The 24,805-nt window shown below is 70.7% G+C and carries 23 protein-coding genes; 11 read left to right on the top strand and 12 right to left on the bottom strand.

The window, feature by feature from the left end:
- Nucleotides 1–125: 125 nt before the first annotated feature.
- From ITJ67_RS00510 to ITJ67_RS00490, 5 genes are all read right to left on the bottom strand, one after another.
- On the bottom strand, nt 126–845 hold the full coding sequence (locus tag ITJ67_RS00510; protein ID WP_160075137.1) for a response regulator: 720 nt from the start codon (nt 843–845) through the stop codon (nt 126–128).
- 104 nt (nt 846–949) lie between these two features.
- Nucleotides 950–2,404 carry a sensor histidine kinase gene (locus tag ITJ67_RS00505; RefSeq protein WP_194676394.1) on the bottom strand — a complete coding sequence of 485 codons (1,455 nt, stop codon included), beginning with the start codon at nt 2,402–2,404 and terminating at the stop codon, nt 950–952.
- A gap of 46 nt (nt 2,405–2,450) precedes the next feature.
- A complete protein-coding gene (locus ITJ67_RS00500; protein WP_160075133.1) occupies nt 2,451–2,933 on the bottom strand; it encodes a hypothetical protein in 483 nt (160 codons plus the stop codon).
- Nucleotides 2,934–3,064: 131 nt separating this feature from the next.
- Nucleotides 3,065–3,883: a M48 family metalloprotease gene (locus ITJ67_RS00495; RefSeq protein WP_194676393.1), complete on the bottom strand. Its 819-nt coding sequence runs from the start codon at nt 3,881–3,883 to the stop codon at nt 3,065–3,067.
- 74 nt (nt 3,884–3,957) lie between these two features.
- Nucleotides 3,958–4,356, bottom strand: coding sequence for a BlaI/MecI/CopY family transcriptional regulator (locus ITJ67_RS00490; protein WP_104240193.1), 399 nt, complete (start codon nt 4,354–4,356; stop codon nt 3,958–3,960).
- A gap of 177 nt (nt 4,357–4,533) precedes the next feature.
- Between ITJ67_RS00490 and ITJ67_RS00485 the strand changes: the two genes are divergently transcribed.
- Genes ITJ67_RS00485 through ITJ67_RS00475 form a run of 3 tightly spaced genes read left to right on the top strand, consistent with a single transcriptional unit; the run spans nt 4,534 to nt 7,906 of the window.
- Nucleotides 4,534–5,097: an ECF transporter S component gene (locus ITJ67_RS00485; RefSeq protein WP_194676392.1), complete on the top strand. Its 564-nt coding sequence runs from the start codon at nt 4,534–4,536 to the stop codon at nt 5,095–5,097.
- The gene (locus ITJ67_RS00480; RefSeq protein WP_323741340.1) at nt 5,094–7,040 is read left to right on the top strand and encodes an ABC transporter ATP-binding protein; all 1,947 of its coding nucleotides are present in this window, start codon (nt 5,094–5,096) and stop codon (nt 7,038–7,040) included. The genes ITJ67_RS00485 and ITJ67_RS00480 overlap by 4 nt, the downstream gene beginning before the upstream one ends.
- Nucleotides 7,037–7,906 (top strand): energy-coupling factor transporter transmembrane component T, encoded by an 870-nt coding sequence (locus ITJ67_RS00475; protein ID WP_194676390.1) that lies wholly within the window; start codon nt 7,037–7,039, stop codon nt 7,904–7,906. Before ITJ67_RS00480 ends, ITJ67_RS00475 begins: the two co-directional genes overlap by 4 nt.
- Nucleotides 7,907–7,937: 31 nt before the next feature.
- On the opposite strand, the gene ITJ67_RS00470 is transcribed toward ITJ67_RS00475, so the two are convergent.
- The 4 genes from ITJ67_RS00470 to ITJ67_RS00455 all read right to left on the bottom strand — a co-directional run bounded on the left by ITJ67_RS00470 (nt 7,938) and on the right by ITJ67_RS00455 (nt 15,392).
- The gene (locus ITJ67_RS00470; protein WP_194676389.1) at nt 7,938–8,273 is read right to left on the bottom strand and encodes a hypothetical protein; all 336 of its coding nucleotides are present in this window, start codon (nt 8,271–8,273) and stop codon (nt 7,938–7,940) included.
- A 114-nt stretch (nt 8,274–8,387) separates the two neighbouring features.
- Complete coding sequence (locus ITJ67_RS00465; RefSeq protein ID WP_194676388.1) at nt 8,388–10,493, bottom strand: DEAD/DEAH box helicase; 2,106 nt, start codon at nt 10,491–10,493, stop codon at nt 8,388–8,390.
- A 171-nt stretch (nt 10,494–10,664) separates the two neighbouring features.
- Nucleotides 10,665–14,111 (bottom strand): efflux RND transporter permease subunit, encoded by a 3,447-nt coding sequence (locus ITJ67_RS00460; protein ID WP_228502150.1) that lies wholly within the window; start codon nt 14,109–14,111, stop codon nt 10,665–10,667.
- 129 nt (nt 14,112–14,240) lie between these two features.
- Nucleotides 14,241–15,392 (bottom strand): YdcF family protein, encoded by a 1,152-nt coding sequence (locus ITJ67_RS00455; RefSeq protein WP_194676386.1) that lies wholly within the window; start codon nt 15,390–15,392, stop codon nt 14,241–14,243.
- Nucleotides 15,393–15,515: 123 nt separating this feature from the next.
- Between ITJ67_RS00455 and ITJ67_RS00450 the strand changes: the two genes are divergently transcribed.
- From ITJ67_RS00450 to ITJ67_RS00425, 6 genes are all read left to right on the top strand, one after another.
- The gene (locus tag ITJ67_RS00450; protein WP_194676385.1) at nt 15,516–16,493 is read left to right on the top strand and encodes a hypothetical protein; all 978 of its coding nucleotides are present in this window, start codon (nt 15,516–15,518) and stop codon (nt 16,491–16,493) included.
- Nucleotides 16,490–17,518, top strand: a complete 1,029-nt coding sequence (locus ITJ67_RS20395; protein ID WP_194676384.1) for a PadR family transcriptional regulator — start codon at nt 16,490–16,492, stop codon at nt 17,516–17,518. Before ITJ67_RS00450 ends, ITJ67_RS20395 begins: the two co-directional genes overlap by 4 nt.
- A gap of 141 nt (nt 17,519–17,659) precedes the next feature.
- Nucleotides 17,660–18,175, top strand: a complete 516-nt coding sequence (locus tag ITJ67_RS00440) for a fluoride efflux transporter FluC (RefSeq protein WP_194676383.1) — start codon at nt 17,660–17,662, stop codon at nt 18,173–18,175.
- Nucleotides 18,175–18,639, top strand: coding sequence for a FluC/FEX family fluoride channel (locus ITJ67_RS00435; RefSeq protein ID WP_194676382.1), 465 nt, complete (start codon nt 18,175–18,177; stop codon nt 18,637–18,639). Before ITJ67_RS00440 ends, ITJ67_RS00435 begins: the two co-directional genes overlap by 1 nt.
- A 127-nt stretch (nt 18,640–18,766) precedes the next feature.
- Nucleotides 18,767–19,585 carry an ABC transporter ATP-binding protein gene (locus ITJ67_RS00430; RefSeq protein WP_194676381.1) on the top strand — a complete coding sequence of 273 codons (819 nt, stop codon included), beginning with the start codon at nt 18,767–18,769 and terminating at the stop codon, nt 19,583–19,585.
- The gene (locus tag ITJ67_RS00425) at nt 19,582–21,060 is read left to right on the top strand and encodes a permease (RefSeq protein WP_194676380.1); all 1,479 of its coding nucleotides are present in this window, start codon (nt 19,582–19,584) and stop codon (nt 21,058–21,060) included. The genes ITJ67_RS00430 and ITJ67_RS00425 overlap by 4 nt, the downstream gene beginning before the upstream one ends.
- A 206-nt stretch (nt 21,061–21,266) precedes the next feature.
- Here the strand turns inward: ITJ67_RS00425 and ITJ67_RS00420 are convergent, their stop codons facing one another.
- The gene (locus ITJ67_RS00420) at nt 21,267–22,496 is read right to left on the bottom strand and encodes a flavin-containing monooxygenase (RefSeq protein WP_194676379.1); all 1,230 of its coding nucleotides are present in this window, start codon (nt 22,494–22,496) and stop codon (nt 21,267–21,269) included.
- 144 nt (nt 22,497–22,640) lie between these two features.
- On the opposite strand from ITJ67_RS00420, the gene ITJ67_RS00415 reads away from it, so the two are divergent.
- Nucleotides 22,641–22,886 (top strand): DUF3073 domain-containing protein, encoded by a 246-nt coding sequence (locus ITJ67_RS00415; protein ID WP_160074629.1) that lies wholly within the window; start codon nt 22,641–22,643, stop codon nt 22,884–22,886.
- Nucleotides 22,887–22,958: 72 nt separating this feature from the next.
- Nucleotides 22,959–23,336 carry an SdpI family protein gene (locus tag ITJ67_RS00410; RefSeq protein WP_181059585.1) on the top strand — a complete coding sequence of 126 codons (378 nt, stop codon included), beginning with the start codon at nt 22,959–22,961 and terminating at the stop codon, nt 23,334–23,336.
- 27 nt (nt 23,337–23,363) lie between these two features.
- On the opposite strand, the gene ITJ67_RS00405 is transcribed toward ITJ67_RS00410, so the two are convergent.
- Both ITJ67_RS00405 and ITJ67_RS00400 read right to left on the bottom strand, forming a co-directional pair.
- Nucleotides 23,364–23,855 carry an FBP domain-containing protein gene (locus ITJ67_RS00405; protein ID WP_160074631.1) on the bottom strand — a complete coding sequence of 164 codons (492 nt, stop codon included), beginning with the start codon at nt 23,853–23,855 and terminating at the stop codon, nt 23,364–23,366.
- A gap of 25 nt (nt 23,856–23,880) precedes the next feature.
- Entirely contained in the window at nt 23,881–24,561 is a 681-nt protein-coding gene (locus ITJ67_RS00400) for an alpha/beta fold hydrolase (protein ID WP_194676378.1), read from the bottom strand.
- Nucleotides 24,562–24,805 lie beyond the last annotated feature (244 nt).

The raw sequence follows: 24,805 nt of genomic DNA, 5'->3' as shown, positions 1-24,805 counted from the left end.
GATCGGCCGTGCGACGGAACTGCCCTCGCTCGGCGTTCATCCGCTCGGGTGAGGAGGTGGCGACCACGACGGAACCGGCGAGCCCGGCTGCGCGATGCCGCGCACCCGGCGGCGCACACCCGCCGCTATTCGACGGGGGCGACGACTCCCACGTTGTAGGCGAAGATCACGGCGTGGATGCGGTCGCGCACGCCGATCTTCGCGAGCAGGTTCGAGACGTGCGTCTTCACGGTCGCCTCGGAGACGAAGAGCCGCTGCGCGATGTCCGCGTTGCTGAGGCCCTCCGCGATGAGGGCGAGCACCTCCCCCTCCCGGTCGGTGAGGCTCGCGAGAGCGGGATGCTCGGCGGCGGACTGCGAAGCTGGCACGGCCTGGAGCGCATTCGCCGGCTGGAACGGCGCGCCCTCTGCCGGGTCCTGCAGCATGCCGGCGATCACGCCGCGGGTCACCTGGGGGTCGAGCAGCGCGTCACCGGAGTGGACGACCCGCACTGCCTCAACCAAGGTCTCCGGCGGGGAGTTCTTGAGCACGAAGCCGCTGGCCCCCGCGCGAAGCGAGTCGCGGACGGCGGCCTCGTCGCGGAAGGTCGTCAGCATGAGCACTCGCGGCACGGCCCCTCCGAGCTGCATGATCTCGCGGGTCGCGGCGATCCCGTCGAGGACCGGCATCTGCACGTCCATGCAGACGAGGTCGGGGCGGAGCTCGGCGACGACGGAGACAGCTTCGCGGCCGTCGGTCGCCTCGCCGACGACGACGATGTCGGGCTCCGACTCGAGAATGAGCTTGAACCCCATGCGGACGAGCTGGTGATCGTCGACCAGCACGACGCGGATCTTCTCAGACACTTGGCCTCCTTTGGCACCCGCCGGAGCGGTGTCGTTCTCGTGACCGTATCGGGGCGAGGTTACCGGGAGCTTGCCGATCGGTGCTGGGACACGGTCGCATGATGTCAGCCCTGCCGCTCGTAGGGGACGCGGAGGAGCACTCGGAAGCCGCCACCGCCCCGCTTGCTCGTCGTGAGGTCGCCGCCAGCGGCCCTGGCGCGCTCGCGCATGCCGACGAGACCCAGACCGCCAGAGCCGTTCGCGCCCCTCGACGCCGCGGCATGCGCGAGGGAGGCTGGTCCGTCATCGGTCACGTCGAGCTCGACTCCGCGCTCGAGGTAGCGGAGTCGCACGTCGGCGGGCGCATCGGGACCCGCGTGCTTCCGCGTGTTCGTGAGGGACTCCTGCAGCACCCGGTAGACGGCGATGCCGGTCAGGGGCGACACCGGCCGGGGCTCGCCGAAGGTGCTGAACTCCACTCGCATGCCGGCCCCGCGCAGCTCCTCGATGAGCGCTGGCACCTGCTCGATCGTGTGCGTCGAGGGGGCGGATGCGCCGGATTTCGCTCCGGAGGCACCGTCGTTCTCGCGCTGGCCGCCGTCGGCGGACTCCGCGTCCGCGTCCGCGTCAGCGCTGCGCAGCGTCGTCAGCAGCGAGTGCAGCTCGTCGATCGCGACTCGTGCGCTCTGCTCGACGCCGAGGAGCGCCTGCTGGGACTTCTCCGGCGAGGTCTCCGCCGTCCGGCGCGCTGCTGCTGCCTGCAGGCCCATGAGCGAGACATGATGCGCGACCACGTCGTGGAGCTCCCGCGCGATGCGGACGCGGTCGAGGCGGATGGCCTGCTCCTCGACGAGGCGACGCTCGTCGGCAAGCGCCGCCATGTACTCCTCGAGCTCGCGCGTGCGCTCCTCGAGCGCCGCCCGCTGGCCAGCCCTCCTGAAGTCGGAGTTTCCGAACCAGAACGCGCCGATGAAGTACAGCACGTTGATGAGCAGGGTGTAGGCGCCGAAGACGCTCGTGATCCAGTTCTCGCTGTCGCTGCCATCCGAGAACGAGAACACGAGCGTGGCGCGAGTGAGGGAGTCGACGAGCGCCCACACGATCATGCCGATCGTGATCCCGATGCGGAGCAGCGTCACCAGGGCACGCTGGTTGCTCCACGCTCCCGCGGTGAAGAGCACCAGGAAGTAGCCGATCTGGGTGACGATCGTGTCGAGGTACGTGAAGGCGAATGCCGAGACGAACGCAACTGTGCAGAGCACGAGCATCCACAACGGGAAGCGGCGCCGAAGCGCGATGGCGACCCCGTACATGGCGGGGACGAGGAACATGCCGACCAGCGCCGAGGCGGGGTCGGAATCGTGGAGGATCGCGCCGACCTCTGCCGGATCTGCGCCCTTGCGCAGCTCGAGCACGGCCCAGTTCGAGAAGGCCATGAGCGCGACGGCGACCAGCGCCACGACGATGTCGGTGCGCAGCGCGCGAGGCGACGGCCCCGGACGCCTCCAGTCGGCGGGATGCTCGGCATCGATGCCCTGCAGCCGCTGCCACAGCTCGCTGCCACGTGCTGACGAGATCATGCGGCCAAGCGTAGGTGCGGGCTTCGACATTCGGCGCGCGAGCGCATCAGTCGAGGAGCCCCGTCGGCTCAGCCGGGAGGCGGCGCCAGGCGGCGTGCAGCCAGATCGCGCCGACGACGCCCGTGCCGAGGCCCACGACCAGCTGCACCGTGCCCGTCGGGCTCGCACCGGTGATGGCGAGCACTCCGGTGAGGAGCAGGCCCGTGACCGCAAGCACCGACAGGATGCTGCCCGCCGTGCGGGCCCCCTCCGCGCGCTTCCGCCTCGGCGAGCCGAGCAGCTTCCAGATCGCACCGTAGCCGACCACGACGACGACGAGCGTGACCGCGAAGCTCAGCACGCTCGCTGAGCGGAACTCGGCCTCCTGCTGCCAGTTGGCGAGCGCGCCGGCTGCGATCATCACGGCGAGCAGAATCGTGAGCTTGCGCAGCCTCGAGACCCGGGACGGCGTGAGCGCGCGCTCTGGCTCAGCGTCGCGCGCGACGTCGTAGCCCGGGCGTGGTTCTTCGAACGGGGTGGAGTCAGGCATGACCCAAGCCTCCCACGTCGAGCACCCGCGGCCGTGTCCGTCCCGTCACAGAACGGATTCGAACACCTGGATGCGCGTCCAGCTTCGCCAGCGATCGACGTGAGCTGAGAGCCCTCCCTGCCTCGCTGAGCTCAGGCGTCGAGGCTCGGCGCTGCTCCGGTGGTCCGCGTGCGGAGCCTCCGCGCGCGCTGCACGAGCACGTCGTCCTCGGCGCCGGCACCCGCGAGCGCCTGGAGCGCACCGGCGAGTGCATCCGCACCGGCCTCGTTCGCGGCCGCGTCGTCGGCGATGAGCTCGATGAGCAGCGACGTCGCACGCGACAGGTTCTTCGCGCCGGCGTACCGCGGCAGGCAGGCCTCGTTGACCTCCGCGAGGCGCTGCGCGAGGGCGTGGAAGCGCATCAGGTGGCAGCGCTCGTGCGCCACGACGGCCTCGAGCTGCTCGCGCGTCAGCAGTTCCACGAGGCCGCTCGACACGATGACGACCGGCGCACGCCCCGCGGCCGCGAGAGCGTGGGGCACTGGCGAGTCGACGAAGCGCACGAGCGCTCCGCCGATTCGCTCGTCCCGGTAGGACAGCACGCGCGCGGCGTCTCGGAGCTCGTCGTTCGCGCGACGGCCGTCGGCGAAGGCGCGACCGGACCGGCGCGTCATGATGAAGCCCCAGCCGAACATCGCGATCAGGCCGGCGCTCGCGAAGACGGAGGCGAGTGCGATCTCGAATCCGCTCAGCCAGCTTCCCTCATCGTGCTCCCAGGTGAGCACCGCGACGACCGAGAGGGCGACGGCCGCGAGCAGGGCGAGCGAACCGCCGACGACTGCCCCGTGCCAGAGGCCGAGGGCGAGCTGCGGGTGTCGCACCTGCCAGGTGCCGCGCGTCAGCAGCGAGGGTGCGGCGAGCATCGTGAACACCGCGAACACGAGGCACACGAGGGCAGGGATGATCCACATCGGAGATCACTCGCGCTCGGGCAGCACGCCCGAACGCCCTCTCGGAGCCATGGTGAAGGCCAGTCCGGCTCCGGCTAGCTGGCCGTGGCGGCCTCGGAGGCCGCGGCAGGCGCGTGCTGGAGGGCGGCACGCAGCAGGTCGGCGTCGCGGGCGTCGAGGTTGCCGGCGAACTTCAGCAGTGCGGCCTCGCGGCCGTCGATGGTCTTGAGGGCGTTGAGCATGGCTCGAGACGCGTGCTCCGCCTCGCTCTGCGTGGCAGCGAAGCGGATGCCCCGCTGCTCGTGGCCGACACGGGCGACATCGCCCTTGGCCCTGAGCCGGTCGAGGGCTGTGAGAATGGTCGTGGAGGCGGGAACCCGGCCCGGGAAGCGGTCCTGGATCTCGCGCGCGGTGAGGGGTTCCGCCGCTGCCCAGAGGAGCCGGAGCACGACGAGTTCGAGCTCACCCCGCGCTCGAGTGCGAGTTCCTGGCATTGTGCTGCTCCAATTCTTGTCGCGGTGGTGCCATGGGGAGCGTCACCCAGGCATCCGCGAATCTCCAGGCTATCAAGCCCGGCGGCCTGTCGCGCGACTCGCTCTACATTTTGTAGACTTGGGTCAGCCCGTGAGCCCAGCGGGACCGTATCCCGCTGAGGGAAGGCGTGGAGCCCAATGAGAACCGTCAGCACTCGTCTGCTCATGAGCTGTGCCGCGATCGGCGTCGCCGGCGGCGTGGTGTTCACCGTCAACGCCTACATCGGCGGCGCGGTCTCGAACCTGCTCCCGCTGGTCTACGGGCTCACGATCGGCCTCTACTTCATTCCGGGGGCCTTGGCCCAGGCGCTCTACCGTCGGCCTTGGGTCGGCCTCATCACCTCTGCCCTCGCCGGGCTCGTCGCGAGCCCGTTCCAGCCGATCGCCTTCGGGGCGTTCCTCATCGGCCTCGGCATCGGCGTCCTGCAGGAGCTGCCGTTCCTCATCACCCGGTATCGGCGCTGGCAGGCCTGGCTGTTCCTCGCGGGTGCGGCCTTCGCCGGCCTCATCATGACCGCGGCCGCGTTCCGCATCCTCGGGGGCGGCGACTACGACGTGCTCGGCACGGTGCTGCTCATCGGCAGCTTCTTCATCTCGCCTCCGCTCTGCACCATGATCGCCGTATGGCTCGCGAAGCAGCTCGAACGAGCGGGCATCGGCCGCGACCTGCGCCTCGCCGAAGACCGCAGAGCAGCCAGGTGACGACCCCGCTCCTGCGAGTCGAGCACCTCTCCGTCACCCACTTCGACGCTCCGGCCGCGCGCCCCCACGACGTCTCCTTCTCGATATCGCGCGGCGAGGCCGTCCTGCTGCTCGGCCCGTCCGGCTGCGGGAAGTCGACTCTCGCGAGAGCACTCAACGGGCTCATCCCCCAGTCCCTCGGAGCCGAGGTGGCTGGCCGCGTCCTGCTCGCCGAAGCGGAGCCAGATCCGGAGCCCGCTTCTCCTCAGCAGTCGGACCCGAGCGCCGACTCCGAACCTGGCTCCGGGTGGCAGGATGTCGCCGAGCTCGGCGTCGCAGCTGCCAGCCAGCAGGTCGCTATGGTGTTCCAGGATGCGGATGCCCAGATCGTCACCGGGCAGGTCTTCGACGAGGTCGCCTTCGGCCCTGAGAACCTGCGGCTGCCCGTGCCGGAGATCGAGGAGCGCGTCGAACGGGCGCTCCTCCAGCTCGGCCTCTGGGACCGCCGCGAGGACTCCCCCGACATCCTGTCCGGCGGGGGACGGCAACGGCTGGCTATCGCGAGTGCCCTCGCCATGGGCTCGCCGCTGCTTGTCCTCGACGAGCCGACCGCGAACCTCGACCAGGCCGCGAAGCAGTCCATCTACCTCGCCCTCGGCGAGCTCGTGCGCGCGGGCACGCACGGCCTGCTGCTCATCGAGCACGACCTCGACGAGGCCCTGACCATCGCCACGCGCGTCATCGTCCTCGACGCCGAGGGGCGACTCGCGTTCGACGGCACACCACGCGAGGTCTTCGGGCAGAACGCTGCACGGCTGCGCGAGCTCGGCGTGTGGTTCCCGGTCGCACACGAAGCTGCGGCGTGCTTCACGGCTGCAGGCTGGGACCTCGGCCCCGGCCCCCTGCCCCTGCTCGGCAGCGAGCTCGCGCGGCGTCTCGAGCGGGTGGAGCGTGGGGAGCGTGGGGAGCGTGGGGAGCGTGGGGAGCGTGTGGAGCGTGCATCGCCGCCCAGCACCGGCGGCAGCGGCGCGCGTCGACGCACGCCGACGACTTCTGCGGAGCCAGAAACGGGTGCCGCTGCCAGGGAGCTGTCGCTGCGGTCGCTCACCGAGCCGAGCGCAAGCCTGGCCGGGGAGAGGGCTCCGCGGCTCGAGACTCGTGCGCTCACGGTCACGCGGGGCCGCACACGCGTGCTCGGCCCCGTCTCGCTGAGCATCCAGCCCGGCTCGATCACGGCCATCGTCGGCCACAACGGCGCAGGCAAGTCGATCCTGCTCCAGGCGCTCGCCGGAGTCCGCCGGGCGCCGCGCGGCACGGTCCTTCTCGACGGACAGGACACGGCTCGCATGCGAGCGGGCGCGCTGCGCACGCGCGTCGGCTATGTCTTCCAGAACCCGGAGCACCAGTTCCTCACCCACACCGTGCGCGAGGAGCTCGCCTTCGAGATCGAGCGCGGGGCGGCGGATGCGCAGACCCGCGTCGACGACATGCTCAAGCGCTTCGGCCTCGCGGAGCACGCAGACCGGCATCCGTTCCTCCTCTCGGGCGGACAGAAGCGAAGGCTCACGGTGGCCGCCGCTCTCCTCGACGGTGCCGACGTGCTGGTGCTGGATGAGCCGACGTTCGGGCAAGACCGCGCGCGGGCGGAAGAGCTCGTCGCCCTCCTGCGGGAGCTCCACCGGGACGGGGCGACGCTCGTGCTCGCCACCCACGACCTGCAGCTCGTCACGGAGCTCGCCACGCACCTGCTTGTCCTCGACGGCGGCGTGGTGGCAGCGCACGGCGAGGTGGACCGCGTCGTGGCATCCGGGGCGCTCGAGGCCGCGGGGCTCGGCCTCCCCCCGCTGCCACGAGCGCTCGCCGGTGTGCACCGGCACTCCTACCTGCGCGGGATCACGTCGATCTCGCAGCTGGAAGCCGCGCTCGCTCGCCACCCGGACATCCACGACCGCGGTGCCTCATGAGTGGCACCGGAAACGCCCTCGTCTCGCGCCCGAGCGTCGATCGCTCCCGTCGGGACCACCTTCCGTGGCTGCACCGGCGCACGCCGCTCGTAAAGATCGCGGCGACGCTGCCAGCCATCGTCGCGATGTTCCTCGTGCGGGACACGTTCAGCCCGGCGCTCCTGATCCTGCTATGCGGGCTGGTCATCCTCAGCGGCACTCGCCTGTCGGGACGCGGCACGCTGCTGCTGATCGTCGGCGTTCCCGTCGTGCTGGCCGTGCTCTCGGTGACGCTCGGCGTCTGGGTGGACCCGACCGTTGCGGCGGAGACGTCGAGTGCCGCTCCCCTGCTCGCGGCGGTTGGGCTCGATGGGACATCCACCATCTTCGAGATCGTCGGGCGCCCGTTCACGGTCGCCGCCTGGGCGACGGGTCTCGGCACGGCGCTGCGGCTCGTCGCCATCGTGCTGCTGTCGTTGGTGGGCGGCATCGCCACGGCCGGAGACGACTTCGTGCGCTCCCTGGTGCAGCACCTCCGTGTGCCCTACCGCTTCGGCTACGCGGCGATGGCGGCGTTCCGGTTCGTGCCGAGGTTCCAGTCGGAGCTCGAGGTGATCCGAGCAGCTCGCCGCGTGCGCGGCATCGACCGCGGACGCGGACCGATCGCGTGGCTGCGCTCCCAGCTGGACGTCGCCATTCCGCTGCTCGCGGGCGCTCTGCGGCACGCCGACCGGGTCGCCCTGTCGATGGATGCACGCGCCTTCGGGTTCGCGAGCACACGCACCGAGCGTCACGTCCTGCACACGGACACGGGCGATTGGGTGCTTCTGCCCATCGCCTGGGCGGCCACGGCCTTCGCGCTGCTCGCGCCGAGCTTGCTGAGCTGACGCCCCGCGCCGAGGCGCAGCAGCGCCCGCGCTACTCGGCGGTGTTCTGCCCGAAGTTGCTCTCGGCCACACCCGACTCGTCCGGGCCGGTTGCGAAGCGCGTGTCGTGCGCCTCCGCCTCCTCGACCTCCGCCTCTAGCTGCTCCGGGGTGTCGACCGGCTCCGGCTCGAAGAGCGAGCCCGCGTCGGGGAAGAGGTTGCCGTCGCCGTGCGCGCGCTCATTCTCGAGCTGCTCCGTGCTGATGCGAGCCGAGCTCGCCTGCGCCGCATGCTCACCGGCAGAGCCTTCGCCGTTCGCCGCGACGTCTTCGCCGGCACTCGCCTGGTCTGCCCGCGCCTGCGGGTCGTTCGCCTGCTGTTCGCTCATGGGCGCAACGCTACGCGGGCTTCATCAACGTTCAACGTGCGCCGCGACGACAGATGCCCCTCGGGCTGGAGCAGCGTCCATCCTGAGGGGCATCGGTCGTCGGCGTCCGGAAGGTCAGTCGGCGTAGGCCATGAAGGCGTCGAGCTCAGCGCCACCCGGGCGTGCCGGGATCATGGGCGCCTCGATCTCGGCGCGCTCGAGCAGTTCCGACATCCGGCGACGGCGCTGCTTCGGGATGACGGTGACGACAGTGCCGCGCTGACCCGCGCGGCCCGTGCGGCCCGAGCGGTGCAGGTACGACTTGTACTCCTCGGGCATGTCCGACTGGATGACCAGGCGGATGTCGTCGACGTGGATGCCTCGCGCGGCGACGTCGGTCGCGACGAGCACGTTGACCTTGCCGCTCGTGAGGAGTCGCAGGTTGTGCGTGCGTCGCCCCTGCGTGAGGTCTCCGTGGAGGGCGGCCGCGGGAACGCCGGCCATAGAGAGCTCGGTCGCGAGGCCTTCTGCTGCCACGCGGGTCTTCGTGAAGATGAGGACTCGTCCGCCCGATCCGGCGAGCTGCTCGATCACGGCACGCTTGTCGTCGCGTTCGACGACGAGCACGCTGTGGTCGATGTCGGTGTGCTGCTCTTCCTCACCGGCCACCTCGTGCACCGATGGCTTCTTGAGGAACTCCGTGACGAGCCGCTGCACGGCGGCGTCGAGCGTCGCCGAGAACAGCAGTCGCTGACCGCCCGGCATGGTCATGCGGAGGATGCGCTGCACCGGCTCCAGGAAGCCGAGGTCGCACATCTGGTCGGCTTCGTCCAGCACCGTGATCTCGACCTGGTCGAGGCGCAGGAAGCCCTGGCGCTCGAGGTCCTCGATGCGGCCGGGCGTGCCGATGACGATGTCAACACCGCGGCCCAGGGCCGTGACCTGCCGCTGCTGCGGCACGCCGCCGTAGACCTGGGTCGTGAAGAGGCCGACGCTGCGGGCGATGGGCTGGATCGTCCGGTCGATCTGGAGGGCGAGCTCGCGAGTCGGCGCGACGATGAGGGCGCGGGGCGCGCGCCCGATCTTGCGCTTGCTCGCGTCAGCGTCGCGTCCGCGGGCCACGCTGAGGCGCTGCACGAGTGCGGCGCCGAACGCGATCGTCTTGCCGCTGCCAGTGCGGCCACGGCCGAGGACGTCTCGGCCCTGGATCGCATCCGGGATCGTGGAAGCCTGGATGGGGAACGGGCTCGGCGCACCGAGCTCGGCCAGCGCGTCGACGATGTTCGCGCCGAGGCCGAGGTCGCCGAAGCTCAGGCCGTCGGCGTTCTTCGCTCCGACCGCGGTCGGGGCGAGGCGCTCGAGCACGCGGTCCTCGTCATGGGAGGGGGCGCGGCCAGCAGCCGACTGGCTGTGGCTGCGGTAGTCCTGGATGGCCCCGCGCTGCGGCTGGTTCGCGCCTGGCGCCGTCGGGTCGAAGTGCTTCGCGCTGCGGTCGCCGCGAGAACCCGCGGCCGGCTGGCGGCCGTGCGATTGGCGCAGTGCGTCGTGGTGGTGCCGGTCGATGCGCTCGTTGCGGTCCGAGAACTGGCCGTCGCGGCCGCGGGCGCCGCCACGGGCGGGAGCTCCACCGCGAGTGGGCGCACCTCCGCGAGCGGATGCTGCCCCCTTGCGGGTGCTGTACCGGTCTTCGCCGCGGGGGCGGCTCTGATCGGAGCTGCGCGAGCTGTCGCGTGAGCGGTCGAAGGACTCGGCCCGTCCTGCACCGTCGTAGCCGCCGCGACGGTCGTCGCCGCTGGCACGGTAGCCGCCCCGACGCTCATCAGTGCCCGAGCCGCGACCCGCGCCGCGTCGGTCGTCACCGGCGGCTGGCCGCGAGGCGCGTCCGTAGCCGCCCTGTCGCTCGTCGCTGCGTCCCCCGTAGCCGCCGCGGCGGTCGTCGCCACCTGCACGCGCGCCGGGGCGCCGGTCGTCGCCGCCTGCCGAGCCGCCTCGGCGGTCGTCGCCACGGTACGAGCCGCGCTCGCCGCCGCCCGAGGAGCCGGAGCCGCGTCGGTCGTCGCGGCCGCCTCGGCGGTCGTCTCCGCCGGCACCGTCGCGGCGGCTCTCGCTCGCCCAGCGCGGGTTTCCATTGGCGCCAGCGCCGCCACCGGCACGTGCCGGTCGCTCGCCACGACCCGAGGAGTCCTTGGGGATGTAGTTGCTCGCGGGCTTGAACCCGCCCTTTGCTTTGCGCTTGGGCATGTGTGCCTTCTCCAGTCCGGCACGCTGCTCACACAGAATTCGGCGCATGCCCAACTTGCCAGGATACTCGACAACTCACGACCTGGCCAGGGCGGCACTCGCGCAAGCTCCGCCGGGGGCCCGCCGCTCCCTCGAGGTTGTCACGAGCAGCGCCCATGAGCCGGTTCGCGGCTAGGGCAGCGGGGTGCTCAGCTCTTCGTTCTGCTCGGTGGAAGCGAGCTCCTGCTCGATGCGCTCCTCACGGCGGGCACGGCGACGTTCGAGCGGTCCTTCGACGACGGAGTAGAGGGCAGGGAGGACAAGCAGGGTCAGCACCGTGGAGGAGAGCAGCCCGCCGATCACGACGAGCGCGAGCGGCTGCGAGATGAAGCCGCCGTGCCCGGTGATGCCGAGCGCCATCGGGGTGAGTGCCAGCATCGTCGCAAGCGCGGTCATGACGATGGGGCGGACACGTCTGGCGCCTCCGGCGAGCATCGCCTCGTGCACGGCGAGGCCCCGCTCCCTGAACTGGTTGACGAGGTCAATGAGCACGATGGCGTTGGTGACGACGACGCCGATGAGCATGAGCACGCCGATGAGGGAGGCGACGCCGAGGGGCACGCCGCTCGCGAGCTGCAGCAGGATCGCGCCCGTCGCCGCGAATGGCACGGATACGAGCAGGAGCAGCGGCTGCAGGAGGCTCTTGAAGGTGGCCACCATGACGATGTAGACGATGAGGATCGCCGCCAGCAGAGCAAGCCCGAGCTGCTGGAAGGCGGCTGCCTGGTCGGAGCTGACACCGCCGAGGGCGGCGGTGGCGCCTTCTGGCAGGGTGATCGTGTCGAGCTGCTCGGTGATGAGCGCATTCGCGGAGCTGAGGTTGTCGTCAGCGGGCACGACGGTGATGGAGGCGAGGGGCACCCCTCGCTCGGACGAGATGGAGACGGGTCCGTCGACGATCTCGACGCTCGCGAGCGTGGTGAGCGGGACGGGACCGAGTGCCGTGGGGATGCTCGTGGCGCGGAGCGCGTCGATGTTCGCCGGTGGTTCGGACCCGAGGAGCACTACCTGGACGCTGGATCCGTCGACGGTGAGCGATCCGACGGGGGTCGGCTGGAGCTGCTGGGCGACGATCGCCCCGATGGCGGTCTGGCTGAGCCCGTACTGGGCGGCCGTGGCCTGATCGATGTCCATCTCGACGAACGGTCTGGTCTCGTCGAGGTCGCTCGTGACCTCGCCGAGCTGCTCGACTCCCGCGAGCACTGCGACGACCTGGTCACTCGCCTGGCGGAGGGTCTCGGCGTCCGGTGCGGTCAGGTCGACGCTGATCGCACTCGAGAATCCGGCGCTTCCGCCGCCTCCCACGGAGATCTCGCCTGCCCCGTCGAGGCCGTCGAGCTCCTCGCGGAGGTCGGCCTGGATGGCGTCGGAGTCGGCGTCGGTGGAGGTGGTCACGGAGAAGCTCGCGCGGGAGGCTCCGCCGCCGGTGAAGAGCGATGCGGCTCCCCCTCCGCCGATCGTGAGCTGCACCGTCTCGACGCCTTCCTTGGCCCTGATGAGGTCCTCCACCTGGGACGCGGCCTCGCCGGAGGCGGCAAGCGTGAGGTTGGGTTCGAGGGTCTGCGTCACCGTGAAGCTGTTGCTGCCGGTGTTGCCGAGGAAGTTGGTCTTCATGAGCGGCGCGAGCGCGCCCGTGAGGATGAGGATGAGCAGCGCCGCGCCGAGCGTGATGAAGGGACGGCGCAGGGTCCAGCCGAGGACCGGCTCGTAGCCGCGCTGCAGCCAGCTGCTCTCTTCACTCGACGAGGCGAGCTCGGAGTCTGGGCCGTTCTCGGCGCGGCCGGCGACGGCGGCCTCCTGCTCCGCCTGGCGGCGGAGTGCACGTCGAGGGTGCAGATCCTCGTCGTCGCTGCGCAGGCCGAGCGGAGCGAACCGACCGGCGTCGCGCTTGGCACGCTCTCGACGAGGGCGCACGCGGACGGGCTCGACGGGCGTCTCGTCGCCGCCCGCGGCAGTGAGCGGCTCTTGCACGGTGACGCTGCCCGAGTTGGGCGCCGCCTCGCTCGCGAGGACCGCGTCCCGGTCTTGGGCGGTCTCGCCTGCGGGGGTGCTGCCTCCGACCCAGGTCTCAGCCGTGCCGACGCGGGCGCGGCGCTTGCGATGCCGCCCTCCGAGCATCCAGTAGGCGAGCACGGGGACGATCGTGAGCGAGACGAGGAGCGACGCGAGGAGCGCGATGACGCTCGTGAGGGCGAACGGGCGGAACAGCTCCCCGGAGATGTCGCCGACGAATGCGATGGGCAGGTAGACGGCGACGGTTGCGATCGTGGCGCTCGTGACGGCGGTCGCGACTTCGCGGACCGCCTCCGTGATGACGCGCACGCGCTCGGTGCCGCGCAGGCTCGCATCCGGGTGCATCGACATGTGCCGCTTGATGTTCTCGATGACGACGATCGAGTCGTCGACGACTCGCCCGATCGCGATGGTGAGGGCGCCGAGCGTGAGGATGTTGAGCGAGTACTCGGCGGCCTGCAGACCGATGAACGTCACGAGCAGCGAGGTCGGTATGGAGATCGCCGTGACGAGCGTGGCGCGGAAGGAGAGCAGGAAGACGAAGATGACGATGACCGCGAAGACGAGACCGAGGAGGCCTTCCACGACGAGGGTGTCGATGGACTGCTGGATGAACGGGGCCTGGTCGAAGACGATCTGCAGGGTCGCTCCCCCGCCGATGGACGCCTGGAGCGCGGGGAGCGCGTCCCGGACCGCCTGCGATACCTCGACGGTGTTGGCGTTCGCGAGCTTCGTGACGGACACCGTGAGGGCGTCCTCGCCGTTGACGCGTGAGATGGAGGTCGCGGGCTCCGGCCCGAGCTCGAGGGTCGCGACATCGCCGAGGGTCGTCGTGGCGGGGGTAGCCCCGCTGAGGGGCAGAGCGGCGATGGCGTCGACGTTGTCGAGCAGCGTTCCGGCCTGCACGGTGAGGGCGTCGTCGCCCTCGGTGATCTGTCCGATGGGGATGAGCGTGCCTGCTGCGTCGAGCGTGTCGCGGATGCTCTGGACGCTGGCTCCGGCCCCCGCGAGCGCCGCCTGGTCTGGCGTGATCTCGATGCGGGAGACCGGTGCACCGCTGACGGCCGCCTCTCGGACGCCGTCGAGCTCGGTCAGCCCTGGCACGGTCGAGCTCTCGAGGCTCGCCGCGAGCTCCTCCGTGCTCCTACCGCCCGTCGCAGCGATCTGGATGACTGGGAAGTCGTCGATCGAGCCGCTCAGCACGGTCGTCTCCGTACCTTCCGGCAGCTGGCTCTCGATGCGGTTGAGGGCCTGCTGGATGCGCTGCTCGGCGTAGACGGTGTCGGTGCCGTACTCGAACTCGACCGTCACCGACGACAGGTTCGCGCTGGAGGTGACCTGCGTCGAGGAGAGCCCCTGAAGCCCTTGAAGGGAGGTCTCGACGAGCCTGGACACGTCCTCGTCGACGATCTCCGGCGACGCGCCCGGGTAGCTCGTCACGACCGACACGATCGGCAGGGAGACCGAGGGAATGAGCTCCTGCTTGAGCGAGGTCATGGACAGTCCGCCGAAGAGGAGCACGGAGAGCGTCACGAGGGCGATCAGCGCGCGGTTCTTCAAGCTCATCTCAGCGAGTTTGTGCACTCCGTCAGTGTCGCACGCACCGCCGACACAGCCAGGGACCCCAGCCGAGTGCGTCCCGAATCCGTGGCCCGAGTCACGCTCGCCGTTCAGACGCGCCGCCCGCAGGCGAGATCAGCCGTTGCCGAGGGCGACCCAGAGGCTGAGTGCAGGGATAGGGAACGCGAAGAGCACCCCGGCGACGAGATTGAGCAGCCAGTAGCGCCGGAGGATCGCCGCGAACTCCCGAAGAATCGCGCTCGGCCAGTAGTAGCGGGCAACGGGTGCCTGCACTGCCTGCGCGTCGATGCCGAGCTCCCTCGCGAGCATCGCGGCGCGCATGGCGTGGTAGTTGCTCGTCGCGATGATGCCGGGGCCGGTGACGCCCTCACGCTCGAGGATCCGCTTCGTGAAGCGGAGGTTCTCCTCGGTGTTGACCGATTCCTCCTCGCTCAGGATGCGCGGCTCGGCCGCGCTCCCCGCAGTCGGCAGAGCGTTCCGGCGCTTGTCGGCGTCGGCGTTAGCGTTGGCGGGGTCGAGCGCCCACTCGCGCATGGCGCGACCCTCAGCGAGCGCCTCGTCGCCGCCCTGCCCGCCGGACATGACGACGACGGAGGCCCCGACCCGGTGCGCCGCATCCAGGCCCGCCCGGATGCGCGCGGCCAGGAGCGGCGGCACGCGCCGCCCGCCGCTGAGGCCGGAGCCGAGCACGACGACCCAGGTGCCGACGGCACCGCGAACGAGCCGCGAGTAGAGCCATGAGTACGCGAGGAACAGGGCGAACGCCGCACCGAGGTAGGCGGCTCCGGCGGCCAGGAGGAGCGCGATGGAGATGAAGACGTCGTCGCCGACCAGGACGGCCGCGAACGGCAGTGCGGCCAGGGCCGTCAGGATGATGGCGAGGGCGAGGGACAGCAGGTTCCCCAGCGAGCGCCCCTCGCGTCGGATCATGCGGGCCCCGTTGATGTACAGGAGGACGATGAGCGCCAGCAGCAGAGCGGGCGAGAGCACGAGGGGCAGCCACGTGAGGGTGCTGACGAGCATCGACACCTGGCCGTCGAAGCTGGAGACGGCGCTGATGAGGACGACGGCCGCAGCGACGATCCACACGCCGTTGCTCAGGCGTCGAGGCTCGTTCCTCGTGCGCTGCACGGCGATGAAGGCCAGTCCCGCACCGACGACGAGGGTGAGCAGCACCGACAGCCATGACAGTTCCTGCGTGATGATGTCCTGCTCCCTCGCGACGCACTCGCCGGGGCCGCCGACGGTGCGCCCAGTATGCCGCACGCCGAAGGCGAGCTGAGAGAGTCGCGAGAGCGCGCGAATCCCCAGACTCGCGATATAACGTGAGTTGCAGTCGTCGGACGCGAAGCCCGACGCTCATCAAGAACCCTTCCCCGAGGAGCAGCAGTGGCTATTGAACAGTGGATCGTGGATGGACCCCGCGTCATCGACGTGCAGACCGTCCGTAGCGTTCGCGCGAGACTGGCAGGCGGCGCCATCAGCGTGCTCGCGCACAACGAGCCGAGCACCCGCATCGAGGTGTCCGGCATCACCGGCCGCGATCTCAAGATCGCCATCGACGGAGACCAGCTCCTGATCGACCACCCCCAGCTGTCCTGGACGGATGTTCAGACCTCGGCGAAGACCATCTGGAACCAGCCGAACGTCGTCGTGAGCGTGCTCGTCCCCGCCGGAGTCGACGTCGATGTGCTCGGCGTCAGCGCGGAAGTGCTCGTCGCCGGAATCAGCGGACGCATCGACATCAACACGGTCGGCGGAGAGCAGTTCCTCGACGCGACTCGCGGCGAGCTGCACCTCAACTCCATCGGTGGCGAGATCAGCGTCCGGGGCCATGCTGGGACCGCCGTCGTGAAGACCGCGTCAGGAGACGTCACCGCCACCGGAGCTCTCGTGAGCTTCGACGGCAGCACCGTCTCTGGCGCCACGATAGTCGACGTCACCTCTGGCGCCCCCAGCCTCATCGCGAACAGGTCCGTCAGTGGTGCCACCACCGTGCGCCTGCCCGGCGGCACCCACCCCAGCTACCAGGTCTCCACCGTCGGCTCCTCCGTGCAGCTCGACGGCCTCCACCTGGAACCGCTCCGCGGAACCACCTACCGCTCCGAGCCCACCGAGGGCGCCGTCACCGACGTGCGCATCAGCACCGTCACCGGTCGAGTCTCCGTGCTCCTCTCCGCCCGCACTCCGCGGGCAGGAGATGCGCCAGCGGACTTCGACGAGCGCATCGACGCCCGCATCGCGACTTGCCCCGTTCCCGACGGCGACCCAGCCGGGGATGGCGGCCTCGAGGCCGCAGCCCCTGCATCCGAGAACGCGGGCGACGAGCCCGAGAACGACACCACACAGCCGGGAGGCACCGCGTGACCCCGCCAGTCTTCGCCCACGGACACCTTCGCCTCTACCTGCTGAGCCTGCTCGAAGACCAGCCGCGCCACGGCTACGAGCTCATCCAGGCGCTCTCCGAGCGCTTCGATGGCACCTACTCGCCAAGCGCCGGCACCATCTACCCGCGCCTCGCGAAGCTCGAGGAGGAAGGGCTCGTCACCAAGCACAACGACGGCCGCAAGAGCGTCTACCGCATCACGGAAGCCGGCCGGCGTGAGCTCGATTCGCGCCGAGAGGAACTCGCCTCCATCGAGCAGGACGTCGACTCGTCGGTCCGCCGCCTCGCCGCCGACGTGCGCCACGGGCTCGCGAGTGCCCGCGAAGAGCTGCGCGCCGAGTTCGCGCGGCTCGCCCAGGAGCTCGGGCCGGATGCACGCGCCGGGTTCGAGAAGGCCGCGAGCGCAGGAGCCGCGGGAGCCGCATCCGCTCGTGGCTTCTTCTCCGGTGCAGGCAAGGGATGGGATGCGCCCCGCGAGAACCCGATCACGACGCCAGGCGACACTCCGCCCGGATTCGTGCCGCCGGGATTCACGGGAGGCCCGAGCGCCGCGGGCGAACCGCGCCCGCAGGACCCGCCCCGGCCCCCGTCAGGACCAGACGCACCTGGAGCCCCCGAGGCGCCGCAGGGCCCGACAGCAGCGGGCGACGGCCACCGAACGCATGGGCGCTACGACACCTGGTCCTCCGCGAGCAGCTCGCACGTCTGGAGCAGCGGCACGACAGACGACGGGGCCGCAAGATCCGAGCCAGCAGGCGACAGCCGACCGCCGCGCGACGCCCTGCGCGCGCAGCTCGAGGCCCTGTCTCAGGCGGATCTGGTGCTCAACCGGTTCCGCCACGAGCTGCGCCAGGAGCTCCGCGCCGCACAGAGCGAGCAGCGACTCTCCCCCGGAATCGTGACGTTCCTTGACCAGGAGCTCGAGCGAGTGCGCGAGCGCATCTCGCACGCCCTCGGCTCGCGTGACGACAGGAGCGGCAGCGGCGGGGGCGCTTCCGACGCCTGAGTCGGTCGCGTACGCGCACGCCCGACACTGTGCGAGGGGCGTTCTCCACCACGGGGAGCGCCCCTCGGTATGAGCGCGGCGCAGGTTCGCCGTCGCCGCGGGCTGCTGGCGCGGGGCTCTACCCGGGAGTACGGTTGCCGCGTGCGTTCGCCTGCCCGCCTCCTCCTCGCCGTGTTCCTCGGCGGCGCCCTCGGGACGCTCGCGCGCGTCTGGCTGACGTCAGTGACGACGATGTCGACGCTCGATGGCGACCAGACGCTGTTCGTCCCACTCTCCGCGAACCTGCACGTCCTCGACTCCGACATCATCGCGGCGCTCATCGCCAACGTGGCCGGATCCCTCGCGCTCGGCATCGTCGCGGGAGCGCACTGGCCGGAGCGGATGGCGACGCTGAGGGCGGCCCTCGGCCCCGGCTTCTGCGGCGGCTTCACCACGTTCTCCCTCATCGCCCTGGCGCTCGCCCTCGTCTTCTCGAACTCGGGATGGGCGGTCGTCGCGTTCGTGGCCGGCACCGTCGGCGGCATCCTCGCCATCGTCGCGGGGCGAGCCATCGGGCGACGCATCTCCCCTCCACCAGGTGCTGGCCGAGGCCCAGCCACGCCGAGCCACGACACGTTCGGCCCCGACGGCGAAGCGCCAGCTGGTGGGGTGCGCTGATGGACATCCTCATGCTCCTGGCGGTCGGGCTCGCCGGAGGGCTCGGCGCCTGCATCCGCTACGTCGCCGTCGAAGGGTGGCCGCGGATGCGCCAGCCGGCATCGGCGATCGCCACCGCCCACCCATCGCTCCCGCACGGCACAGCCTCACCACGCCGAGTGGCACCGGAGTGGCGGCTCATGATCGTGAACGTCGTCGCGTCGCTCATCGCCGGCCTCGCGGCCGGCCTGCTCCCGCTTCCCACCGTCGCGTCCATGCTCGTCATCTCCGGCTTCTGCGGGGGCATGAGCTCGTGGAGCTCCGTCATGCTCGACGCGACGAACGCGTTGGGAGCCCGCAAGATCGGCAAGGCCGCGATCATCGTGACCGTCCAGATGCTCTGGGGAGTGCTCGCGGCGCTGATCGGCGTGACCGTCGGCCAGGTGCTCGGCGAGAGCCTCGGGCTCGGGATGCTCGGCTGGTAGACCCCGGCCGCGGCGCCAGCGGTCATCCTCCCGGATGACGCCGACCCGCGAATACCCTCCCAGAGTCGGGGGAGGATGAGCCCGCAGGGGGTCGAGGCGCGCACCCCCAGGCGGGCACCGTGGAGGCATGACTTCCCACCCAGGCTTCCAGACACCGGCCGCGGCGCACCCGCACGCGGCAGCAGCACCCGCAGCACGCTTCGCTCCGCACCCGCACGATGCGGCGGGCCGCGCATCCGCAGCCCTGCCAGCCGCCAGCGGGGTGCTCACGGCACATTCGCTCAGCAAGGCCTACGGGCCCACGACCGCCCTCGCAGGCGTCAGCATCGCGGTGCACGCAGGCGAGGCGCTCGCCATCATGGGAGCCTCCGGGTCAGGCAAGACCACGCTCCTGCACTGCCTGGCAGGCATCGTCACGCCGGACGCGGGCCGCATCGACCTGCACGGCCCTGCCGGCAACCGCGAGATCACCGGAATGTCCGACGCGGAGCGCACCGAGCTGCGCCGCACCGAGTTCGGCTTCGTGTTCCAGGAGGGCATGCTCCTGCCGGAGCTCACCGCCCTCGAGAACGTCGCCATCGCGGCGATGCTCTGCGGTGTCGACCGCACGCGCGCCGAGCAGGCCGCGACACAGTGGCTCGCGGCGATGGGGCTCGCCGGCATGGAGACTCGCCGCATCGGAGAGCTCTCCGGCGGGCAGGCGCAGCGCGTCGCCATCGCCCGCGCGCAGGTCACCGGCGCCCGCGTCGTGTTCGCGGACGAGCCGACGGGCGCCCTCGACTCAGCGACGAGCGCCGACGTCATGACGGCACTGCTGGCCGCGACCGCACGGGCCGGCCGCAGCCTCGTCGTCGTCACCCACGACCCCGAGGTCGCGGCCCGCTGCGACCGCACGGTGCGGATGCGCGACGGGTACCTCCTCGAGGACACGGCGGCCCGCGCATGAGCGGCAGCCACGACGCCGGGCCCCTCGACCTCGCATCAGACACCCGCCCGACCGCCAGAGCCAGGGCCGCCGAACCGTTGTCCGCGGTCGTCCCCGTGGGCGTCCCGAGCCCCGCGCCCGGCGGGTCCGGTCGCATCCCGCTCCTCACGATCCTGCGGATGCTCACTCGGCCCGACACCGTCGGCCGCGCCGCCGTCGCCCTGCCGGCCGTGGCCTTCGCCGTCGTGACTGCCCTCACGCTCGTCGTGGTCGGCGGCACCATGATGCTCTTCAACCCGCCGCCGGGCATGCCATCCCACGGCTTCTTCGCCGTCTTCGCGCTGACCCTGCTCGCGGTCCCGCTCCTGACCCTCGGCGTCGCGGCGGCCCGCCTCTCCGCCCGACGCCGCGACGACCGTCTCGCGACCCTCAGGCTGCTTGGCGCATCCACCAGGGTCGTGACGCTCCTCGCCGTCGCCGAGGCGACGCTCGTCGCCATCGCAGGCATCCTCGCCGGCATGGTGCTCTACGCCGCCCTCCTCCCCCTCGTGGGGCTCCTGCACTTCTACGGCGCCCCCATCGGGGCGGCGTCCGTCTGGGTGGGGTTCCCCGTGCTCCTCGCGACCGCGGCCGGCATCACCCTGCTGGCGGCCCTCAGCTCGTTCGCCGGGCTCGCAGCCGTGCGGGTCACGCCCCTCGGCGTTCGCAAGCGCGGCACGCAGCCGCGGGTCAAATGGTTCGCGCTCGCCGCGGGCATCGTCATCCTGCTCGTCAGCCTGGGCCTCGTCGGCATGATGCAGGGGTTCACGTCAGCCTTCGGCATGATCGGACTCGTCATCGCAGTGCTCGTCCCCCTCGCGGCCGGGATGCTCGCACTCAACCTCATCGGAAGTCCCCTGGTCGGCCTCATCGGCCGCCAGATGGCGAAGCGGGCGAAGTCACCGGCCCGCCTCATCGGCGGGCGCAGGCTCGCCGAGACGCCCGGCGTCGCCTGGCGCAGCGTCTCGGGCATCGCGATGGTCGCGTTCGTCGCCGTCATCGGCGGCAGCGGCCTCGCCCTCCTCGACATGGTCGGCACGTCCGGGATGCGGGCAGAGGACCTCATCCTCATGACGGACCTGCGCACCGGCGTCTTCCTGACGCTCTTCATCGCGTTCCTCATGCTGGCGTGCACGGTCGGCGTCTCGCAGGCGGCCGCGATCCTCGACGAGCGCAAGCTGCTCATCTCCCTCGACAGGGCCGGCATGCCGCGCAAGGTCTTCGAGCAGGCGCAGCGCGTGCAGGTCTGGGCGCCGCTGCTGCTCGCCGCGCTCGGAGGGGCCGGGGCCGCGGCAGCCCTCATCCTGCCGATCGTCGGCGCCTCGCTGATCATCGCGCCCCTCGCGATGCTCACGATGGTCGTCTGCTTCGCGCTCGGATTCGGTGCCGTCTGGCTCGCGCTCCTAAGCACGCGCCCCGTCGTCACCTCGGTGCTCGCCTCCGCGCACCGCGGCTAGCGCGCCTGCTCCTGTCCCGACTCCTGCCCCTCTGCCCCTGCTCCCTCTGCCCCTGCCCCTGCCCCTGCCCCTGCCCCTCTGCTCCCCGGCGGAAGAGTGAGCCAGATGCACGCTCCCGCTCGCCAGAAGCTGCATCCGGCTCACTCTTCAGAACGGGAATGGGCGGGGAGGGAGGAGCGGAAACGAAGAGGCTGGGAGGAGCGGGGCTACTTCACCGTGGCCGGGGTCTCGCCGAGACGGTCGAAGACGCCCTCCGCGAGATGCTCGGCATCGAGGCGAGCCGCCACCGGGTTCCGACGGTTCGTTCCGTAGCCGAGCAGCGCGACGCGATTGTCTCGCCGACTCCAGCCGTCGCGCAGACGAGCCATACCGCCCTGCTCGCGCAGCTGCAGGGGCGCGAGATGGCGCATCGTGGGACGACTGCCCGTCGCCCAGATGATCGCATCCGCCTCGAAGCGGTCGCCGCTCGCCAACGTCACCCCATCCGGCTGGACACTCGCGAGGGGACCCCGCGAGACGAGCAGCCCCCGCCGAATCGCAGCGAGAGTGCCCCTCGAGAGCGGGATGCCTCGCACGCTCACCTCGCTCGGCAGACGCTCGCCTCTCTCGACGAAGCGGACGAACTCGGCCTCGTGGCGTGCATCCATCTCCCGCTGACGGAAATCGGTTCGCGACGGCAGCGTGAGGCGGGGCAGCTCGTGGAAGTCGGGCTCACGCCGCGTTGACCACGCCGTCTTGGCCGCGATCGGCTCCAGCTCGCGCAGGATCGTCACGGCCGAGCGCCCACCGCCCACGACGAGCACCCGCTTGCCCGAGAATCCCGCCAGCGACTCGATGTGAGCGGAGGGGAGCTGCAGACCGGCGAAATCGAGGGCGCCCGGATACCAGGGCACAAACGGCGACGACCAGTCGCCCGTCGCGTTGATGACGTATCTCGTCGTGATCGTGCGCGGCGGGCGGTCCCCCACCTGGATGTGCAGCGTCAGCAGCGGCGAGCGGCGCATCGCCTCGACGCGCAGCACCCGAACCGGGCGGGCCACGAACAGGTCGTACGCGTCCTCGTAGCGCCGCATGAGCGGGGGCATGATGTCGCGGACGATGGCCTCAGGATCCTGATCGCTGAGACGGATGCCCAACTCAGAGAGCCCAGGCGGACCGGAGAGCAGGGGCGTGTGCCCCACCGTCTGAAAGTCCCATCCGCGCCCCCAGGACCCGCCAGGCTGCGGCTCGGCGTCGAAGACCACGAAATCCCGCAGCGGCCGGAGGCCCATCTCAGCCAGCGTCGCAGCGACCGTCACACCGGGCACACCCGCGCCGATGACGACGAGGTCGATGTCGGTCTTCACGGCGAGCACGTCCGGCTTCCTGTCGAGGCGCTGCGGGCGCAGCTCTGCGGGTACATCGGACTGTCGACGAGCTCGGGTCCGGTAGGCCACAGTCTAGAGACGCAGAGTGACGCGGCCGGGTCGGCGCACCGAAGATTCGCTCGGCCGCCGTGGTAATGTGAGCGTCAGATTTTCGTTAACGACTTGCGACCGGGTGGCCATTCCTGCCCGGCCCGAATTATAAGGGGGTTACGCATGGGGCGTGGCCGTCAAAAGGCGAAGCACACCAAGGTCGCCCGTGAGCTCAAGTACTCCGTACATGAGACGAACTATGACGCGCTGGCACGTGAACTCTCCGGTGGCTCCTCGAGCTACCCGGTGAGTCCGCCAGTCACTGAAGAACCCAACGACGACATCCTCTCGAAGTGGTCCGAGTACCTCGACGATGATGACGCCGACGAAGACGACGACGCGAGCGGCTACGAGCAGAAGCGCGCGTAAGCGTGCGAGCACGACTCCCCGGAGTCCTGCCGCCGCTGCTCTCGTCTGACTCCGAGCCGACCTCATCACCTGGTGATCGAACTCCAGCCCCCGAGCTTCCCTGCCGCCATAGCAGTGGCAGTGATCCTCGTCGTCGGCAACCTCATGAGCATGCTCACGGTCCGCTGGGGAGCTGATGGACGTCTCGATCGCTGGGGGTACGCGGGTCTGCGCACCGCCGCGACCCGCGCATCCGACGAAGCCTGGCGCGCTGGCCACGAGGCGGCACTGCGTCCGGCGAATACGGGTGCAGGCGCCGGCATCGTCTTCGCGATCGTCTCAGTGCTCTCCGCGAACTCCGTCGCGCCGTACCTCGTCGCGCTGTCCCTCGCCGTGATCTCGACGCTGACGGGAGTCATCCTGAGCCTCGTCATCGCCCACCGGGCCGCCAAGGCCGTCGCCGGCAAGTAGACGCCGGCGGCATCCGGTGGATGCCCGTCAGACCCCGTCGCGCAGGTTCCTCGCGAAGCTCGCAGCGCGCACCCGCAGGTTCTCCTTGCGCTGCTCGCGGGCCGCCTCGCGGTCGTAGCCGATGTACGCCGACGTGGGAAGACGCCGCACGTTCGTCGAGCACTCGAACTCGGCGCAGACCAGCGTGCCGACGGTATCCCCTCGGCGACCGGCGTCACCGGTCCGCTTCGCGCTGTAGAACACGACGTCGTTGGGCAGCGTCACGTCCTCGCACCACGAGCACATGGCGCGCCGAGTCGGCAGCTTCCGCGCACGCTCGAACATGATCGCCACGAGGTCCCCGTCCACAGGGATCACCGCGTAAGCGCGACGCCCCAGCTTCGGGTCCGTCCAGCCGAGGTAGTCGCGGCGCTCCCAATCCACATCGTGGAACCCAGGCAGCAACGTCAGGTCGCTGACCTCCTTGCGCGAGGCGTTGACAAACGCATCCCGGATCTGGGCCTCGGTGAGCTGCTGCATCTGACGAGCGTACCCAGCCTCCCGGTCAGAGGCCGTCAGCAAACTCCGCGAGGGCCCTCGCGAGCGGGTCAGGCGCGCCGATGGCGACGTAGTGCCCTCCCGGGACCACGACCGCCTCGACCCCCGCACGGTCGCGGGCAAGCTGCTTCGCGAACTCGAGCGGGAAGAACAGGTCGTCCTCAGGCGCGATGAAGCCCGTCGGGACCTCGCGTCCGACGCCCGGCCACGGAGCATCCATCCACGAGCCGGACTCCTCTCGCACGTGCGCCTTCGCGTCGACCACAAGATCGTCCGGCACGAGGTTGTAGTAGACGAGCTCGTCCTCGGCATCGACGCCCAGCGCGCTGTGGCCCGTCGCCGTCCACCATTCCTCGATCGTCTCGCCCGGCCTGGGGATCATGCCCGCGACGTAGACGAGCCCGTCGGCGAGGAGGCGCTCAGCCACGAGGGCCGCGGAGAAGCCGCCGAGCGAGTGACCGACGATCACCAGCTGCTCCCCCTGCCCGTCTCCGTCGGAGCTGTCGCCCCTCGCCTCGTCGAGCTGCGCCGAGACCGAGTCCGCGTAGTCGACGAGCGACAGACCTGGCTCCTCGATCGGCAGGTCGACGGCGACCACGCGATGACCCGCCTCCTCCAGCTTCGGGGCCACAAGGTGCCAGTCCCAGCTCGAGGACCCTCCACCGTGGATGAGCACAAACGTAGCCATGGGCGTTCCCCTCGTTCCTGACGGCCGGCCAGCTGACCGACACACGCTTCCACCTTGGGGGCCGCGCCTGGACTTTCGCTCGACTCGCGCGTGGTTCGCGCGTGGATCGACTCTGGCACTCCAGGCCTCAGACGTCGCGTACCTCCCCCGCGTCCCAGACCTTACATCCCAGACTTCCCGCGTCCCGAACCTCGCGCGCTTTCTGAAACTCGGGCTGGCGAAGTCACTTCGTGCTGGAGAACTT

It is taken from the genome of Pseudoclavibacter sp. VKM Ac-2867 (assembly GCF_015351275.1).
Taxonomy (GTDB): domain Bacteria; phylum Actinomycetota; class Actinomycetes; order Actinomycetales; family Microbacteriaceae; genus Pseudoclavibacter.
The sequence above is the reverse complement of the archived record's forward strand: the minus strand, read 5'-3'. Positions and strand labels throughout refer to the sequence as shown.